14 protein-coding genes and 2 tRNA genes are annotated in these 15,608 nt (G+C 67.2%); 7 read left to right on the top strand and 9 right to left on the bottom strand.

The window, feature by feature from the left end; genetic code table 11:
- Positions 1–56: 56 nt before the first annotated feature.
- The 4 genes from GOAMR_RS02145 to GOAMR_RS02130 form a co-directional block, all read right to left on the bottom strand.
- The gene (locus GOAMR_RS02145) at positions 57–245 is read right to left on the bottom strand and encodes a MerR family transcriptional regulator (RefSeq protein WP_005182178.1); all 189 of its coding nucleotides are present in this window, start codon (positions 243–245) and stop codon (positions 57–59) included.
- Between the two features lie 978 nt (positions 246–1,223).
- A complete protein-coding gene (locus tag GOAMR_RS02140; RefSeq protein ID WP_040514090.1) occupies positions 1,224–1,418 on the bottom strand; it encodes a helix-turn-helix domain-containing protein in 195 nt (64 codons plus the stop codon).
- A 348-nt stretch (positions 1,419–1,766) separates the two neighbouring features.
- Positions 1,767–1,839 (bottom strand) — tRNA-Asn (locus GOAMR_RS02135).
- Positions 1,840–2,081: 242 nt separating this feature from the next.
- Positions 2,082–2,158: transfer RNA gene (locus tag GOAMR_RS02130), tRNA-Ile, on the bottom strand.
- Positions 2,159–2,385: 227 nt separating this feature from the next.
- On the opposite strand from GOAMR_RS02130, the gene GOAMR_RS25005 reads away from it, so the two are divergent.
- From GOAMR_RS25005 to GOAMR_RS02120, 3 genes are all read left to right on the top strand, one after another.
- Positions 2,386–2,553 (top strand): hypothetical protein, encoded by a 168-nt coding sequence (locus GOAMR_RS25005; protein ID WP_005182173.1) that lies wholly within the window; start codon positions 2,386–2,388, stop codon positions 2,551–2,553.
- A gap of 223 nt (positions 2,554–2,776) precedes the next feature.
- Positions 2,777–5,140 (top strand): phosphoenolpyruvate synthase, encoded by a 2,364-nt coding sequence (gene ppsA / locus GOAMR_RS02125; RefSeq protein ID WP_005182165.1) that lies wholly within the window; start codon positions 2,777–2,779, stop codon positions 5,138–5,140.
- A 159-nt stretch (positions 5,141–5,299) separates the two neighbouring features.
- On the top strand, positions 5,300–5,749 hold the full coding sequence (locus GOAMR_RS02120) for a hypothetical protein (protein WP_005182162.1): 450 nt from the start codon (positions 5,300–5,302) through the stop codon (positions 5,747–5,749).
- A gap of 47 nt (positions 5,750–5,796) precedes the next feature.
- Here GOAMR_RS02120 and dnaG read toward each other — a convergent pair whose 3' ends face one another.
- Positions 5,797–7,686 (bottom strand): DNA primase, encoded by a 1,890-nt coding sequence (dnaG, locus tag GOAMR_RS02115; protein ID WP_040514114.1) that lies wholly within the window; start codon positions 7,684–7,686, stop codon positions 5,797–5,799.
- A 108-nt stretch (positions 7,687–7,794) separates the two neighbouring features.
- On the opposite strand from dnaG, the gene GOAMR_RS02110 reads away from it, so the two are divergent.
- Both GOAMR_RS02110 and GOAMR_RS02105 read left to right on the top strand, forming a co-directional pair.
- Positions 7,795–10,125 carry a glycoside hydrolase family 3 C-terminal domain-containing protein gene (locus GOAMR_RS02110; RefSeq protein ID WP_005182158.1) on the top strand — a complete coding sequence of 777 codons (2,331 nt, stop codon included), beginning with the start codon at positions 7,795–7,797 and terminating at the stop codon, positions 10,123–10,125.
- A gap of 7 nt (positions 10,126–10,132) precedes the next feature.
- A complete protein-coding gene (locus tag GOAMR_RS02105; RefSeq protein WP_005182155.1) occupies positions 10,133–10,765 on the top strand; it encodes an AMIN-like domain-containing (lipo)protein in 633 nt (210 codons plus the stop codon).
- A gap of 12 nt (positions 10,766–10,777) precedes the next feature.
- Here the strand turns inward: GOAMR_RS02105 and GOAMR_RS02100 are convergent, their stop codons facing one another.
- The 3 genes from GOAMR_RS02100 to GOAMR_RS02090 all read right to left on the bottom strand — a co-directional run bounded on the left by GOAMR_RS02100 (position 10,778) and on the right by GOAMR_RS02090 (position 14,193).
- Positions 10,778–12,079 carry a deoxyguanosinetriphosphate triphosphohydrolase gene (locus GOAMR_RS02100; protein ID WP_040514088.1) on the bottom strand — a complete coding sequence of 434 codons (1,302 nt, stop codon included), beginning with the start codon at positions 12,077–12,079 and terminating at the stop codon, positions 10,778–10,780.
- 66 nt (positions 12,080–12,145) lie between these two features.
- Positions 12,146–12,628: a cold-shock protein gene (locus tag GOAMR_RS02095; RefSeq protein ID WP_005182153.1), complete on the bottom strand. Its 483-nt coding sequence runs from the start codon at positions 12,626–12,628 to the stop codon at positions 12,146–12,148.
- Positions 12,629–12,801: 173 nt separating this feature from the next.
- Entirely contained in the window at positions 12,802–14,193 is a 1,392-nt protein-coding gene (locus tag GOAMR_RS02090; RefSeq protein WP_005182152.1) for a glycine--tRNA ligase, read from the bottom strand.
- A 152-nt stretch (positions 14,194–14,345) separates the two neighbouring features.
- On the opposite strand from GOAMR_RS02090, the gene GOAMR_RS02085 reads away from it, so the two are divergent.
- Positions 14,346–14,720 (top strand): ArsR/SmtB family transcription factor, encoded by a 375-nt coding sequence (locus tag GOAMR_RS02085; protein WP_005182151.1) that lies wholly within the window; start codon positions 14,346–14,348, stop codon positions 14,718–14,720.
- The gene (locus tag GOAMR_RS02080) at positions 14,717–15,157 is read left to right on the top strand and encodes a Fur family transcriptional regulator (protein ID WP_005182150.1); all 441 of its coding nucleotides are present in this window, start codon (positions 14,717–14,719) and stop codon (positions 15,155–15,157) included. Before GOAMR_RS02085 ends, GOAMR_RS02080 begins: the two co-directional genes overlap by 4 nt.
- A gap of 38 nt (positions 15,158–15,195) precedes the next feature.
- On the opposite strand, the gene GOAMR_RS02075 is transcribed toward GOAMR_RS02080, so the two are convergent.
- On the bottom strand, positions 15,196–15,597 hold the full coding sequence (locus GOAMR_RS02075; RefSeq protein WP_005182149.1) for a hypothetical protein: 402 nt from the start codon (positions 15,595–15,597) through the stop codon (positions 15,196–15,198).
- Between the last annotated feature and the right edge of the window lie 11 nt (positions 15,598–15,608).

Raw genomic sequence — 15,608 nt, 5'->3', positions numbered from 1 at the left:
ACGCCACCCATGCGGTGGCGTTCTGTCGTTTCGCTATCTATGTGTCGCGCGGCGGTTTACGCCGCGGTGCTGCGCTGCTTCATCTCCTCCACGGCCGAGGCTGGAATCCGGAATCCGTGATTTGGTGCCACCTGGTACGCGCCCGGCACCAAGCCCTTCCTGAGCCACTCCCACGCGGTATAGCGGGCGACGCCCATGCGCCGCGCGAACTCGGGCGTGGAGATCGTGTCCGTGTCCTGCGCCATCTCGATCACCTCCTTCCGCTGCCGGTGTCTTACGCCGTCGACGCTAGGCAACACGACCCACATTGTCCACCGACCGCGAACATAACCGCGCAGGTCAGGACCCATTTTCAGCGCGCCATCACCCCCATTCAGGGGCCTCGATCGCGCGCTGCGAGTTTCTCGTTCACCCTGTTCGTCATGCGCCGAACTTTTTCCAGGGATTCCGCCCCACGGCCGCAGTCGACCCGCTCACAAACACGCTGTGTGATTTGCATCACACGTCGGAGGTGGCCGAAGACGCGGGGCGGCCGCCGGCAGATCCGGCCACCCGCCCAGCCCCGGGGGCGGGGCTTCGCCCCGCCTGGGTCTAGTTCAGAGGTGGTCGACACAGAAGGAGATGCGACCGGGCTTCGATCGCGGTTGAGGTGGTCGACACAGAAGGAGTTGCGACCGGGCTTCGATCGCGGTTGATGCGGTCGACACAGAAGGAGTTGCGACCGGGCTTCGATCGCGGTTGATGCGGTCGACAGAGAAGGAGTTGCGACCGGGCTTCGATCGCGGTTGATGCGGTCGACACAGAAGGAGTTGGCGAGACACTGAGACACGGTGTGACAACGGTGTCTCACCTCGTGTCTCACTCATCGTCGCAGGTCAGAGGCCAGAAACGACGCTACTGAGCCACCTGAGACGCATTTTCCCTATAAACCCAAATGACGACCGCATCGAACGACGGCATCTATCGACTTCTGTATGAAGTCTTGGGAAGTGCGTCTCAGGTGGCTCAGTAGCCCAGAAATACCGAACTACCTGCAGCAATACCTGAGACACCGATTGTCTCAGGGGTGGCACAGGTGTCTCACCACACGTCACAGAGATTGACTCGAATCACTTCAGCCTCAACCGCAGAAGGAGTTGAGATCGGCCATCGAGGTGGTCGACGGTGTCCTCGACGCGACCCCCCGAGGCCCTTTGCTTCGGGGGGTGGTCACTCGCCGAGTCTCACTCGCCGTAGATGTACGCCCTCAACGAGGCCGCCGGGACCTGGACGACGACGCCGCGCTTGCGCGGGCGCAGCGTCTGCAGGTCGCCAGCGGCGATGAGCCGGTCGACGGTGTCCTCGCTGATGGCCAGCCGCTCGGCGACTTCGCTCTTGCGGAACACGCGCAGATCATCGGTGTTGGAAATGGGTTGCATCGGACGACTCCGGTAACAACCTCGACTCGCTGATCGAGGTGCTACCGGGGCCAATCGGTGCCCCGGCCCGGCGACGCTCGCCTTCTGGCCACGTGTAGCGGGCCGGCTCCGTCGCACCGGTCCGTGACGGCCGAAGGCCGCCAACCGCGCAATCCACACCGCGGTCCAGGCAGTCCCTCCGGCCGCGAAGGATGGTCGCGGCCGATGCGTGCGCATCATCAGGACTCTTCCACTATACCGAGAATCCGCAACTTTCGGTGTCTTCCGAGTACCGCAGGAGTACCGCGGTCGGTACCGCAAGTCGCCCCAGAAAGCAGAAAACCCGCCGTCACCAGCGGGTTTGTCTTGCTCCCCCAACTGGACTCGAACCAGTAACCGTTCGATTAACAGTCGAATGCTCTGCCAATTGAGCTATGGGGGATTGTGTTGTCGATCCGTGTAGCTCCGGCGCTCGCCGGTGTCACCCGAACCGAGAGATGACTCTAGCCTATGGATGATCCAGACAACAAAACGCCTGTTCAGAGTTGATTTTCAACCGCAACGCCCGACCGGGGTACGGCACCGGCAGCCGACGAGCCCCGAAGCCCGGGGAGCCCACATTGTCAGCTCACCGGGTTTCGAGGCTCGCAGCCTCACACCTCAACCACCGGGGCGGGCGCGTCATGGTGGGGAGTGCGGGGCTTGAACCCGCGACCAATCGATTATGAGTCGACGGCTCTAACCAACTGAGCTAACTCCCCAGGCATCGACACAGTACCGGACACCACGCCACCGGCCCCGCACCCACTCCCCCGCCCGACCGTCCACCAGGCCGGGAACCCGCCGGATCGAACCTTGTGACCCTGCTCTCTCCGACCGCCCGTGCGTGATGTCGTCCTTCGTGAACTGCGCGTAGACGGTATGCGCCGCACACTGACAGCACTGGTTGACGCCCCAGCCCGGGCGGCCGGTTCTGGAGGGAGACAGCATGACCGGAACGATCAACTACATCTGGGGGAAAGTCCGCCCGACACCCGATCAGTGCACCGGACAGCACACCTACGCCGGGGGTTGCGTGTACAACTCCGACGACCCGCACCGGCCGATGTTCCCGGAGGAACTGCGGCCGGGTATCCGGTCGTCGCGGGCGGCCTGACAGCCGCCGAGAACTCCCCGCTCCAGCCTCCCCGCAGGCGGGTGCCGCGGTCCAGTGGCGGACGCCGTTGATCCTTGAGGACCTTCGGCGGGCGTCGCCACGGCCAGAGGTCACGAATCGCCCGCGAGCGCATATGCCGACCACCGGACGGCGCACGATGAGACCAGCCCGACCTTACGAGGGTCGACGTCCAGATGCGCAACAGTCGATCGGAGGAGGCAACATGACACTCGCCGGGACACCAGTCAATGGGACATCAACCGCGGGGACATCAACCGCGGGGACATCGACCGCGGGAACATCACGCTCAGGGACCTCACGGCCGGGGTCGGGACTGGTTCGCCGCTTCTCCGACCTGACCCTCGCCGACGCCGACGACGCAGGCGGCAAGGGCGCCAACCTCGGTGAGGTTACCGCCGCGGGACTCCCCGTGCCGCCGGGCTTCGTCCTGCTCACCGAGTGCTATCGGCATTCGATGGCCGCGGCAGGTGTCGACCGCAGGCTTGCCGCACTACACACCACCGCGCTCGGCGCGGCCACCGACGAGAAGCGGCTGCGGCAACTCTGCGCGCAACTGCAGGACATCGTCGCCCAGGCGGGGGTGGCACCCGATGTGCGTGAGCAGGTCGTCGCCGCCTATCACGACCTCGGTGACGACACACCGGTTGCGATCCGCTCGTCGGCCGCAGGTGAGGACGGCAAGGACGCATCGTTCGCCGGAATGAACCGAACCCTGACCAATGTCGTCGGCCCCGACGCCGTCATCGGCGCCGTGGTGCAGTGCTGGATGTCGCTGTTCGGGCCGCGCGTCGTCTCCTACCGCGCGGGCCGCGGTTTCTCCGACGAACCCGCGATGGCGGTCGTCGTGCAGAAAATGGTTCAGTCACAGCAGGCGGGCGTCGCCTTCACCGCCGATCCCAGCAGTGGCGACCACGACAAGCTCGCCATCGAGGGCGCCCTCGGCCTCGGCGAGGTGGTGGTGTCCGGGTTGGTGCAGCCGGACACCTACATCGTCGCCAAGGACGGTCTGACCGAGTTGTCCACCCACGTCGGTCACCAGGACTTCCGGCTCGTTCGCGGCAACGACAGCACCGATCGCCGCGAAGATCTGCCACCTGAACTCGCTGACCGCCAGGTGCTCGACTCCGCGGAGTTACGTAAGGTCGCGCACCTGGCCGTCGACGTCGAGAACCACTACGGCAGTCCGCAAGACCTCGAATGGGCGGTCGACACGGCCGACGACGTGTGGCTGTTGCAGACCCGCCCGATCACCGCCCTGAACGACTCCGCGACCCCCGACGGAACGGTCCTCGTCCGCGGTATGTCGGCGGCGCCGGGCACCGTGGCCGGCAGGGTGCATGTACTGCATGATCCATCCGAGGGCAGCGACCTCGCCGACGGCGAGATCCTGGTGGCGCCGATGACCAATCCCGACTGGCTGCCCACGTTGCGGCGGGCGGCCGCCATCGTCACCGACGCCGGCGGCATGACCTGTCACGCCGCGATTGTCGCCCGCGAACTGCGCATCCCGTGCATCGTCGGCACTCGTAGCGCCACAACAGATCTCGATGACGGATCGATGGTCACCGTCGACGGCGCGCACGGCCTGGTGCGTTCCGGCGACGTGACGAAGCCGGCACCCACCTCACGGGTCACCGTCACCGAAGCGGCAACCCCCGCGGCGCCCATCACCGGGACGAAGGTATACGTGAATCTCGCCATGCCCGACACCGCGGAGTCCGTTGCGGCACAGGATGTCGACGGCGTCGGATTGCTGCGTGCCGAGTTCATCCTCACCGAATCGCTCGGCGGCCGTCATCCGCATGATCTGATCGCCAGGGGCGAGGGCGACACCCTCGTCGATGCCCTCGCCGAGTCAGTCGGCCGGATCGCCACGGCATTCGCCCCACGCCCGGTCATCTACCGCACCAGCGACTTACGCAGCAACGAGTACCGATCGCTGATCGGCGGCGACGGCTACGAGCCGGCCGAACACAATCCGATGATCGGCTTCCGCGGCTGCCTGCGCTATGTCACCGATCCCGCACTGTTCAACCTCGAACTGCGGGCGCTGGCCCGGGTCCGGGAACAGTGCCCCGAGCTGGGCCTGATGACCCCCTTCGTCCGCACCAAATGGGAACTCGAACGCTGCCTTTCGCTGATCGACGACAGCCCCTTGGGCCGGCAGCGCGGCCTGCGGCGCTGGGTGATGGCCGAGGTGCCGTCGGTGGTGCACTGGCTGCCCGAGTACGTGGGCATGGGCATCGACGGCGTGTCCATCGGCAGCAACGACCTGACCCAGCTGATCCTGGGCGTGGACCGGGACTCGGAGATCTGCGCCGACGCCTTCGACACCGCCGATCCGGCAGTCATGGACGCGATCGGCCAGATCATCTCCACCGGGCGCCGACTGGGCATCACCACCTCGCTGTGCGGGCAGGCCCCGTCGACCGACCCGGCGTTCGCCGAACGGCTCGTCGAACTCGGCATCACGTCGGTCTCGGTGAACCCCGACGCCGCCCCGGCCGCCCGCCTGGCGATAGCCCGCGCGGAACAGCGACTCCTGCTGGAGGCGGCGCGGCGCTGATCACCTCGACAACAAATCCTGGGTCACGAGGCCCCGGCCGGCACCGTGTCCGGGAGGGCGGACGAGCGTCGCACACAACTCCGACAAGTCCGGCACCCGGCCTGTGAGTTCCGTCAACAGGCTGGAATTCGCCGAATCGGTAAGCGTAGCCTTCGCTTCATGCACACTTCGTTCACACCTGCTCGCCGGGCCGCGACAGCCGTCCTCGCCACCGGCATCGCACTCGGCGGACTCGTCGCCGTCGACTCGGCGGCCGACGCCGCTCCGCGCCCTACGGTCTCGGTGTCCAAGACGAGCAACCTCAACCCGAACGGCGAGTGGCTCACCGTCAGCGGCAAGGGCTTCTCGGGCAAGAACTTCGGCATCTATGTCGGCCTGGCCCAGGACAACAAGTACGGCCCCACCAAGCAGAACTCGTTCGGCGAGACCAAGTGGCTCAAGCCCAACGAGATCCGCGGCGGCAAGTTCACCACCCGGATCAAGGTGAAGGCGGTGTCCGGCAAGATCAACTGCAAGGTCAACCGCTGCTCGATCCGCACGCTGTCGGCGCACGGTGTGCCCGACCGCACCCAGGACACCAAGACCCCGGTCAGCTTCCGGGCGTTCTGATCTCAGCCCGCCGGCGACCACGAGCACAGCGCGCGGTCGCCGGCGGCTCAGTCCCCTTCGAGCAGACTGCGCCGGTACGACTCGAGCGCGACGAGATCACCGAACACCGCGTTGTAGCCGTCGGGGTCGTCCCCCGGTGACATCCGGCGCAGGCGCGACTTGATGTCGGCGATCTGCGCGCCCACCCACACCTCCTGCAACCGGGCGAGCACGCCGGTGACGTACCGCGGGATCGCCGACTCGTCCACCGCCATCGACTCCACGGCGAGTTCTGTCACCAGTGAACCCACCACCGGGTCGTCGACGCGGTGGGTGACGGCGTCGGTCCACTCCACCCCGCTCAGTCCCGCAGCGCAGCCCCCCGATTCGGCGATCGCCGCCCGGATCCGCGCGTACGACGGATCGGTGAAACAGTCCTCGGGCAGCGAATCGAAGATGGTGCCCGCAATCCCCGGATACTGCAGCGCCGCCTTGAGACCCTCGCGCTGCGGCCACAGCCGGGGGTCGTCCGAGCGTGGTGCGACCCCCATCGGCATCGTCTCGGCCTCGGGCCGGGCAGTGCGACCCCGAGCCGGACGCTGATCCTTACGCCCGCCCGCCTTGCCGTTCTTGGTGCTCTCCTGCCGCACCCGGCGCAGGACCTGGGCCACGTCCTCCCAGCCCACCCAGCCCGACAACTGGCGCGCGTACTCGTCGCGCAGGCTGACGTCCTTGATCCGGGCGACCACCGGCACGGCGTCGCGCAGTGCGTGGACCCGCCCCTCGGCCGTATCCAGATCATGTTCGGACAGCAGCGCTTTGATCGCGAACTCGAACATCGGCACCCGCCGGGCGATCAGATCCCGCACGCCACCGTCACCGCTGCGCTGGCGCAGTTCACACGGGTCCATCCCGTCGGGTGCGATGGCGACGAAGGTCTGCCCCGAGATACTCTGTTCACCTTCAAAGGCTTTGAGCGCGGCAGCCTTTCCCGCATCATCACCGTCGAAGGTGTAGATCACCTCGCCACGGAAGTACGAGTCGTCCATCATCAGCCGGCGGATCAGCGCCAGATGTTCCTCGCCGAAAGCCGTGCCGCAGGAGGCAACCGCGGTATTCACGCCGGAAAGATGCATCGCCATCACATCGGTGTAGCCCTCGACGATCACCACCTGATGCCCCTTGGCGATGTTCCGTTTGGCGTGGTCCAGACCGAACAGCACCTGAGACTTCTTGTACAGCATGGTTTCCGGCGTGTTCATGTACTTGCCGAGATTGTCGTCGTCGAAGAGTTTGCGGGCGCCGAAACCGATCACATCGCCGCCGAGATTGCGAATCGGCCACAGCAGCCGGCGCCGGAACCGGTCAACCGGACCCTTGCGACCCTCGGTCGACAGACCCGCCTCTTTCAGCTCTTCGAACGTAAACCCCTGTGACAACATCGCTTTGGTCATCGTGTCCCAGCCATCGGGGGCGTACCCGCACCCGAAGTCGCGGGCCGCGCCCGCATCGAAGTCGCGTTCGGTCAGGTAGTCGCGGGCCTTCTGCGCGGCCGGGGTCTGCAACTGTTCGGCGTAGAACTTCTGCGCGGCGGTGTTGGCGGCCACGAGACGGGCCCGGGTGCCGCGGCTGACGGCGATGGCGGTGCCGCCGCCCTCGTAGTTGATGCGGTAGCCGATCCTGTCGGCCAGTTGCTCGACGGCCTCCACGAACGTGATGTGTTCCTGCTTCTGCAGGAAGGAGAAGACGTCGCCGCCCTCCCCGCAGCCGAAGCAATGAAACAGGCCGCGGTTGGGCCGGACATGAAACGACGGCGACTTCTCGTCGTGGAACGGGCACAGCCCCTTCATCGAGTCGGCGCCTGAGCGCCGCAGTGCCACATAGTCGCCGACGATCTCCTCGATGTGTGTCCGCTCGCGGACCGCGGCGATGTCACGATCGGGGATTCGTCCAGGCACGCCGCCCATTGTAGGACCCGCGCCGACGCCTCAGACCGCGTGCCGGTCGGGTGACCTGCACCACACAACCCGACCCGGGGGGCCACGCCACACGATACGGTCTTACCCGTGCCCGATAACACCCCGAACGCATCCGATCTCACCGTCGAAGAGCAGGCCCAGCTGACCAGTGGACAGGACTTCTGGACCACCAAGGCGGTTGCGGGAGTCCCGTCGATCATGGTCACCGACGGCCCGCACGGCCTCCGCAAGCAGGAAGGCGCCAGCGACCACCTCGGCGTCTCCGGGAGCATGCCCGCCACCTGCTTCCCGCCGGCCGTGGCGCTGGCCCAGACGTGGAATCCCGACCTGGCCCGCCGGGCGGGCAGCGCCATCGCCGACGAGGCACGGGCACAGGACGTCTCGGTGCTGCTCGGCCCCGGCATCAACCTCAAACGCTCCCCCCTCGGCGGCCGCAACTTCGAGTACTTCTCCGAGGATCCGGTGCTCACGGGCCACATGGCCGCAGCCTTCGTCGACGGTGTGCAGAGCCGGGGCGTGGGTACCTCGCTCAAGCATTTCGCCGCCAACAACCAAGAGTCCGACCGGATGCGGGTCAGCGCCGACATCGACGAACGCACCCTGCACGAGCTGTATCTGCGGGCCTTCCGCCACGTCGTGCGCACCGCGCAGCCGTGGACCGTGATGTGCTCGTACAACAAGATCAACGGGGTGTACGCGTTCGAGAACCGCGAACTGCTCACCACCATCCTGCGCGACCAGTGGGGCTTCGGCGGGCTGGTGGTCAGCGACTGGGGTGCCGTCGCCGACCGGGTGACCGCCGTCGCGGCGGGCCTCGATCTCACGATGCCGTTCGGCGGCGAGGACGGTGATGCGAAAGTCGCCGCGGCCGTCGCCGACGGAACGCTGCATGCCGGCGATCTGCTCGCTTCGGCCGGCCGGGTGATCGAGCTGGCCGTCAAGGCCCGCGAGGCCGCCGCGGCCGTACCCGGTTCCGGCGCCGTCGATCTCGACGCCCATCACCGACTGGCCCGCGAGATCGCGGCCCAGGCCGTCGTGTTGCTGCGCAATGACGACGACCTGCTCCCGCTCCGGCCGGACGCCGACATCGCCGTCATCGGCGCACTCGCCGCGCAGCCGCGCTACCAGGGCGGTGGATCCTCGCACGTCAACGCCACCCGCGTCGACGCCCCACTCGACGCGATCCGCTCGGTCACCGGCCGCGACACCCCGTTCGCCCCCGGCTACAGCACCGGTCCCGACGCCGCGCCTCTGCTCGCCGACGAGGCGATCGCGGTGGCCGGGGCCGCCGATACCGTGGTGCTGTTCCTCGGTCTGGCCGAAGGACAGGAATCGGAAGGCTTCGACCGCACCACCATCGACCTGCCCGCCGACCAGATCGCGCTCGCGGTACGGGTTCTCACGGCCAATCCGCGCACCGTCGTCGTGCTCTGCCACGGTGGGGCGCTGCAGGTCTCGGTGATCGACGCACCCGCGGTCATCGATGCCGCCCTCGGCGGCCAGGCGCTCGGCTCGGGCCTGGCCGACGTTCTGTTCGGCGCTATCAACCCGTCCGGGCGACTCACCGAGACCCTGCCCCGCCGCATCGAGGACACGCCCACCTACCTCAACTTCCCCGGCGAGCACGGCCACGTCACCTACGGCGAAGGACTGTTCATCGGATACCGCTGGTACGACGCCCGCGCCCTCGACGTGACCTACCCGTTCGGGCACGGACTGTCGTACACCACCTTCGACTACGACGGCCTGACGGTCGACGCCGAACCGGATGGAATCCGGATCACGTTGCGGCTCACCAACACAGGCACCCGCGACGGCCGCGAGATCGTGCAGGTGTACCTGTCCGCCGACGACTCCGCGGTGACCCGCCCGCCGCGCGAACTCAAGGGTTTCGCGAATGTCGGGGTGGCCGCGGGCGAGTCGGTGCCGGTGTCGGTGTTCATCCCGCGCGACGATATCGCCTACTGGGACACCAGGGTTCACCGGTACGTGGTCGAATCGGGTTCGTATACCGTGCATGTCGGTGCGTCGAGCCGCGACATCCGGCTCACCTCCACCGTCGATGTCACCGGTGACGTGGTGCGGATTCCGCTGACCCTGCAGTCCAGCATCGGCGAGGTGATGGCCGACCCCGGTGCGGCCGAGGGCATCAGACCGATCACCGACGCCATGTTCGGGGTCACCGGTGGCCCCGAACAGGACGGTGAGGATCACTCCGGTGCGGCACTGGGCGTCGACATGGTCAAGATGATGTCGTCGGTGCCGATCGGCCGTCTCGTCGACTTCTCCGGCGGCCTGCTGCCCGTGGAGTACCTCCAGGGCATCCTCGACAGTGCCAACAACCCCGAGGCGAACAACCCCGACCAGGCCGATCAAGTGAATGACGGCCCTGTCGCGACGTCCGATTCGGGCGTATAGCGGAATCATGAGCAACACGCGACTGATGATCGCCCTCGGTGCCACGACCGTCCTGCTGATGGCAGGCTGCACCAGCGACGACGGAAGCTCCGGCGGCCCGTCGACGGTGACGGTGACGTCGACGCGGGACGGCACCGTCACCCCGAGCGACCCACCGCCGGCGACGGGGATCGGTTCGGGCACGGGCACCGCCGAACCCGCCCCCACGGGCTCGGTGCCGGTCTCGCACCCCGCGTCGAGCGGTGCGCGACTGAGCGTCACCGGGGTCCGTGTCGGGCACCACAACGCATTCGACCGGGTCGTGTTCGACCTCGGCGGCACGGGGACCCCCGGCTGGCGGGTCGACTACACCGATTCACCGGCCCAGCCGGGCAGCGGCAAACCGATCACCGTCAGCGGTGACAGCGTGCTGCAGGTGATTCTCACCGGGCTCGGCTATCCGATGGACACCGGCGTCGAGGAGTACTCCGGCCCCAACCCGATCACCGGGGTTCACAACGTGCCGCAGGTACACCTGACCGGCGTGTTCGAAGGTGAGGCCGTCGGTTTCATCGGCATCAACGGCGAGAGGCCCGCCGTCCGGGTCACCGCGCTGACCAACCCGACCCGGCTCGTCATCGACATCGCCCACGCCGGGTAGGGCTCGGCAGCACTATCCCAGGTGCGCCTGGGCGCCCGAGTTCTGTTTGTCGGTGCGTTCCAGGCGGCCCTCGGTCATCGACGCGATCTGGTCGACGATCACCCGCATCCGCGCGGTGTCGTTCTCGGCCGCCTCCCACATCGGGACGAGGATCGGGTCGAGGCCGCCGGGTGCGGCGACGGTCAGCCATTCGGCGACGCGGTGGATCCGTTCGCGCTGGCGAGCCTGATTGGCCTTGTGCCGTTCGTTGGAGAAGATGTAGCGCAGCGCAAGGGTTTTCAGGGTCGCCACCTCCGCCGCCACCAGCGGGTCGACGACGAGGTCGGCCTCGTAGCGGCTCACCGGTTGCCGGTCCACCGCAGCCCGGGTGCCCTCGATGGCCGCGGACGCGAACCGGCCGATCAGTTCACTCGTGAGCCGTTTGAGTGCCACCGACGCGTCGAGCGAGGCGTCGAACGCGCCGACCGCCTTGACGATCTCCATCTTCGACAGCCGTTGGGAGGCGTCGATCAGGGCGTTCTCGTCGAGACCGTCGAACTCCATCATCCCGATCTCGGCGAGCGCGCGCTGATCGCTCGGGTCGGCGAGGGTGCGCAGGTCGATGCGGTTGGCGAGGATGCCGTCCTCGAGGTCGTGGACCGAATAGGCGACGTCGTCGGACCAGTCCATCACCTGTGCCTCAAGGCATTTCTTGTCGGCCGGGGCGTCCCGGCGGATCCAGTCCAGGATGTGCTTGTCGTCGTCGTAGGCGCCGAACTTCACCTTCGGCGGACGCCGCGTCCACGGATACTTCAGCGTGGCGTCCAGCGACGCCCGGGTCAGGTTCAGACCCGCACTGGCACCGTCGGCGTACAGGATCTTGGGTTCGAGGCGGGTGAGGATCCGCAGGTTCTGCGCATTGCCCTCGAACCCGCCATGGTCCGCCGCGAACGCGTTGAGCGCACGTTCCCCGTTGTGCCCGTACGGCGGATGCCCGATGTCGTGGGCCAGACCGGCGAGTTCGACGAGGTCGGGTTCGCAGCCCAGGCCGATCGCGATGCCGCGACCGATCTGGCCCACCTCCAGCGAATGGGTGAGCCGCGTGCGGGGCGTGTCGCCCTCCCGCGGACCGACCACCTGGGTCTTGTCCGCGAGCCGGCGCAGGGCCGCGCAGTGCAGGACCCGGGCCCGGTCACGGGCGTAGTCACTGCGGTGGTCGGTGCGGGTGCCCGGAAGGCTTGCCACCTTCGCCGCCTCCGGAACGATCCGTTCGACGGCCTCCTCGCCGTAGAAGGCGGTGGCCGGTGCGCCGGGGGCGAGAGCCGGATTAACCATGCCCCCAGTATCCACGTCTGTCGGTATCCATAACCCGGGCCGTCACCGCCCGGGTGCACCCTGCCGTCAGTCGTTCACCCAGCCGCGGGCGACGACGAAATCGGTGACCCGGCGCCGGATCGCCACGATCTGCGCGGCGGTCAGGTCGTCGGCCGAATCGAGCAGCAGCTCGGTGATCTCCTCGGAGAACGCCGCGGCGTCGAGCGAACCGCCCCGTTGCCGGCGCGGACCGCGGTCGTGGCCCCTGTCGTGTCCCCGATCGTGATTGCGGTCGTGGCCGCGGTGGCCGCCGTCGCGCTCCTCGCGACGGTGCGCACGAGCACCGGCGCCGTCGTCGGCGGCGGGTTCGGTCACGGCCACATTGGTCGCCTTGGAGCCGCGGTCGGTGTCTTCGACATCGAACGACACCTTGGCGCCCGGCTTGAGCAGACCTTCATCGATGTCGATGTCGTTGATGTGCAAGAACACATCGGCACCACCTGAGTCCGGCGCGAGGAATCCGAAACCCCGGTTCGCGTCGTAATGGACAACCTTGCCGCTCTCGGCCATAACTCACTCACTCACTCTCACAATGTTGCGGACACCACGGACCCCTTGTCCTCCGCAACACCGGCATCAGGATCAGAAACTGCTGCGTCAACTATGACAGAATACCGTCGGCAGCGGCGACTCAACGATTCTCAAAATGAGACACCGCCGCGCCGGCGTGTGGTCGCGAACCCTCAGGCCCCGACGAGCTTGCCGCCGAGATACTCGACGACCTTGTCGAGTGCGACCCGCTCCTGACTCATGGTGTCGCGTTCGCGGACCGTGACGGCCTGATCGTCAAGGGTGTCGAAGTCGACGGTCACACAGAACGGTGTGCCGATCTCGTCCTGGCGGCGGTACCGCTTGCCGATGCCCTGCGCGTCGTCGAATTCGACGTTCCAGTGCTTGCGCAGCTCGGCCGCCAGATCGCGGGCCTTGGGCGAGAGCTTCTCGTTGCGCGAGAGCGGCAGCACCGCGGCCTTGATCGGCGCCAGCCGCCGGTCGAGCTTGAGCACGGTACGGGTGTCGGTGCCGCCCTTGGCATTCGGCACCTCTTCCTCGACGAGGGCGTCGCACAGGAAGGCCATCAGCGAACGGGTCAGGCCGGCCGCGGGCTCGATGACGTACGGCGTGTACCGGTCGCCGGAGGCCTGGTCGAAGAACGACAGGTCCTCGCCGGAATGCTCCGAATGTGTCGACAGGTCGAAGTCGGTGCGGTTGGCCACGCCCTCGAGTTCGCCCCACGGATTGCCCGCGAAACCGAACTTGTACTCGACGTCGACGGTCCGCTTGGAGTAGTGCGACAGCTTCTCCTTCGGATGCTCGAACAGGCGCAGATTCTCCGGGTCGATGCCGAGATCGACGTACCAGTTGAAGCGCTGATCGATCCAGTACTGATGCCACTGCTCGTCGTCGCCCGGCTTGATGAAGAACTCCATCTCCATCTGCTCGAACTCGCGGGTGCGGAAGATGAAGTTGCCCGGGGTGATCTCGTTGCGGAAGCTCTTGCCGATCTGGGCGATGCCGAACGGCGGCTTCTTGCGGGCGGTGGTCATCACGTTCTTGAAGTTGATGAAGATGCCCTGCGCGGTCTCGGGCCGCAGGTAGTGCAGACCCTCCTCGGTCTCGATCGGGCCGAGGTAGGTCTTGAGCATCATGTTGAAGTCGCGGGGCTCGGTCCACTGGCCCTTGTTGCCGCAGTCCGGGCACACGATCTCCGACATCGGCACCGACTCGGGATCGTCGATGCCCTTCTTCTCGGCGTACGCCTCCTGCAGGTGGTCCTGCCGGTGCCGCTTGTGGCAGTTCAGGCACTCCACCAGCGGATCGTTGAACACGGCGACGTGTCCGGAGGCCACCCACACCGGGCGGGGCAGGATCACCGACGAGTCCAGGCCGACGACGTCCTCACGGCCGGTGACCATCGACCGCCACCACTGGCGCTTGATGTTCTCCTTGATCTCCACGCCCAGCGGGCCGTAGTCCCAGGCGGAGCGTGTTCCGCCGTAGATCTCACCGCACGGGTACACCAGGCCCCGGCGTTTGGCGAGATTGACGACGGCATCGACTTTCGACTGCGGGGCCACGGTTAACTGATCTCCGATGGGTAGTGGGGTGAACGGCAACCCATACAGGGTACCGCCCGATTCTCCGGCCCCGGCCCGCACCGTCCCGGATGAAAATCATTTCCTTTAAACTGGTCGGAGCACCCCACCCGACCAGCCCGGAAGGATCTGCGATGAGCACCTCGGCAACCCCGGAGGACCTGGCCGCCCGTGAGGCGGCAAGCGAACTGCTGCGCGCCCTGGCCTCGCCCACCCGGATCGGGATCGTGCTGGCCCTGCGTTCGGGGTCGAGGTGCGTGCACGAACTCGTCGGCGCGCTCGGCCTCAGTCAGCCGCTGGTCAGTCAGCATCTGCGGGTGCTCAAAGATGCCGGCGTGGTCCGCGGCCGGCGCAGCGGCCGGGAGATCATGTACGAACTCGTCGACGATCACCTCGCGCACATCGTCACCGACGCCCTGATCCACGCCACCGAACCCCGCGACCCCGCCGACGGGGCGGCAGCCGGTGCCACGGGGACGCGGACTGCCGGGACACGAGCGCACAAGTGACCACTCCCGGCAACAGCGATCCCGACACGGCCAAGTCCGGTCCGGTCACCGGTGTGCGCTCCACCCGTCAGCGGGCGGCGATCGCCGACGCCCTCGCGGCCTCCGACGATTTCCTGTCGGCGCAGGAGTTGCACGAACAGCTCAAGCAGCGCGGTGAATCGATCGGGCTGACCACGGTCTACCGCAACCTGCAGGCCCTGAGCCAGGGCGGGCAGATCGACGCACTGTGGGACGGCTCCGGCGAGACCCGCTACCGGCACTGCTCGGCCGGTCACCACCATCATCTGGTGTGCCGATCCTGTGGCACCACTGTCGAACTGCAGGCCGATCCCGTCGAGGAGTGGGCGGCGCGGGTGGCCGCCGAACACGGATTCACCGGCATCAACCACACCGTCGAGGTGTTCGGCTGCTGCCCCTCGTGCAGCGAGGCGCTCTAGCCCGGTACCCCTACCCCAGCACCCCTAGCCCAGCATCCCTAGCCCAGTGCTTCTGCGAGATCCGCGCCCGAGGACAGCACGATGTGCAGCAGGGTCAGCAGCGCGTCGTCGTCGAGGGTCCCGGCCGGGAACGTGTAGTACAGCAGGACGTCGGTGATCGGTTTGCCGGGGTCCGAGCGCCGCAACGCCCCGAAACTCAGTCGCGCGTCGGCGGTCTCGACCATGTCGCGCAGCGTCTCGGAGTTGGTGACCCGATCGGCCACCAACTGGATCACGCTCACCACGTCGAGTCCCGGTGCCAGCGACAGCGCCCGCAGCGAGGCACGCGTGTGGCCCACCGTCAGCACCACGGACTCGGCGTCGGCGCTCACCACCTCGCCGAGCTGATCGACGATGGCGGCAACCCGGTTCACCAGGCCGCCGATCTCGGTATCCCCCACTACAACTCCCC

The sequence above is a fragment of the Gordonia amarae NBRC 15530 genome, from assembly GCF_000241345.1.
GTDB lineage: Bacteria > Actinomycetota > Actinomycetes > Mycobacteriales > Mycobacteriaceae > Gordonia > Gordonia amarae.
This window is presented reverse-complemented; position numbering and strand designations above follow the sequence as displayed.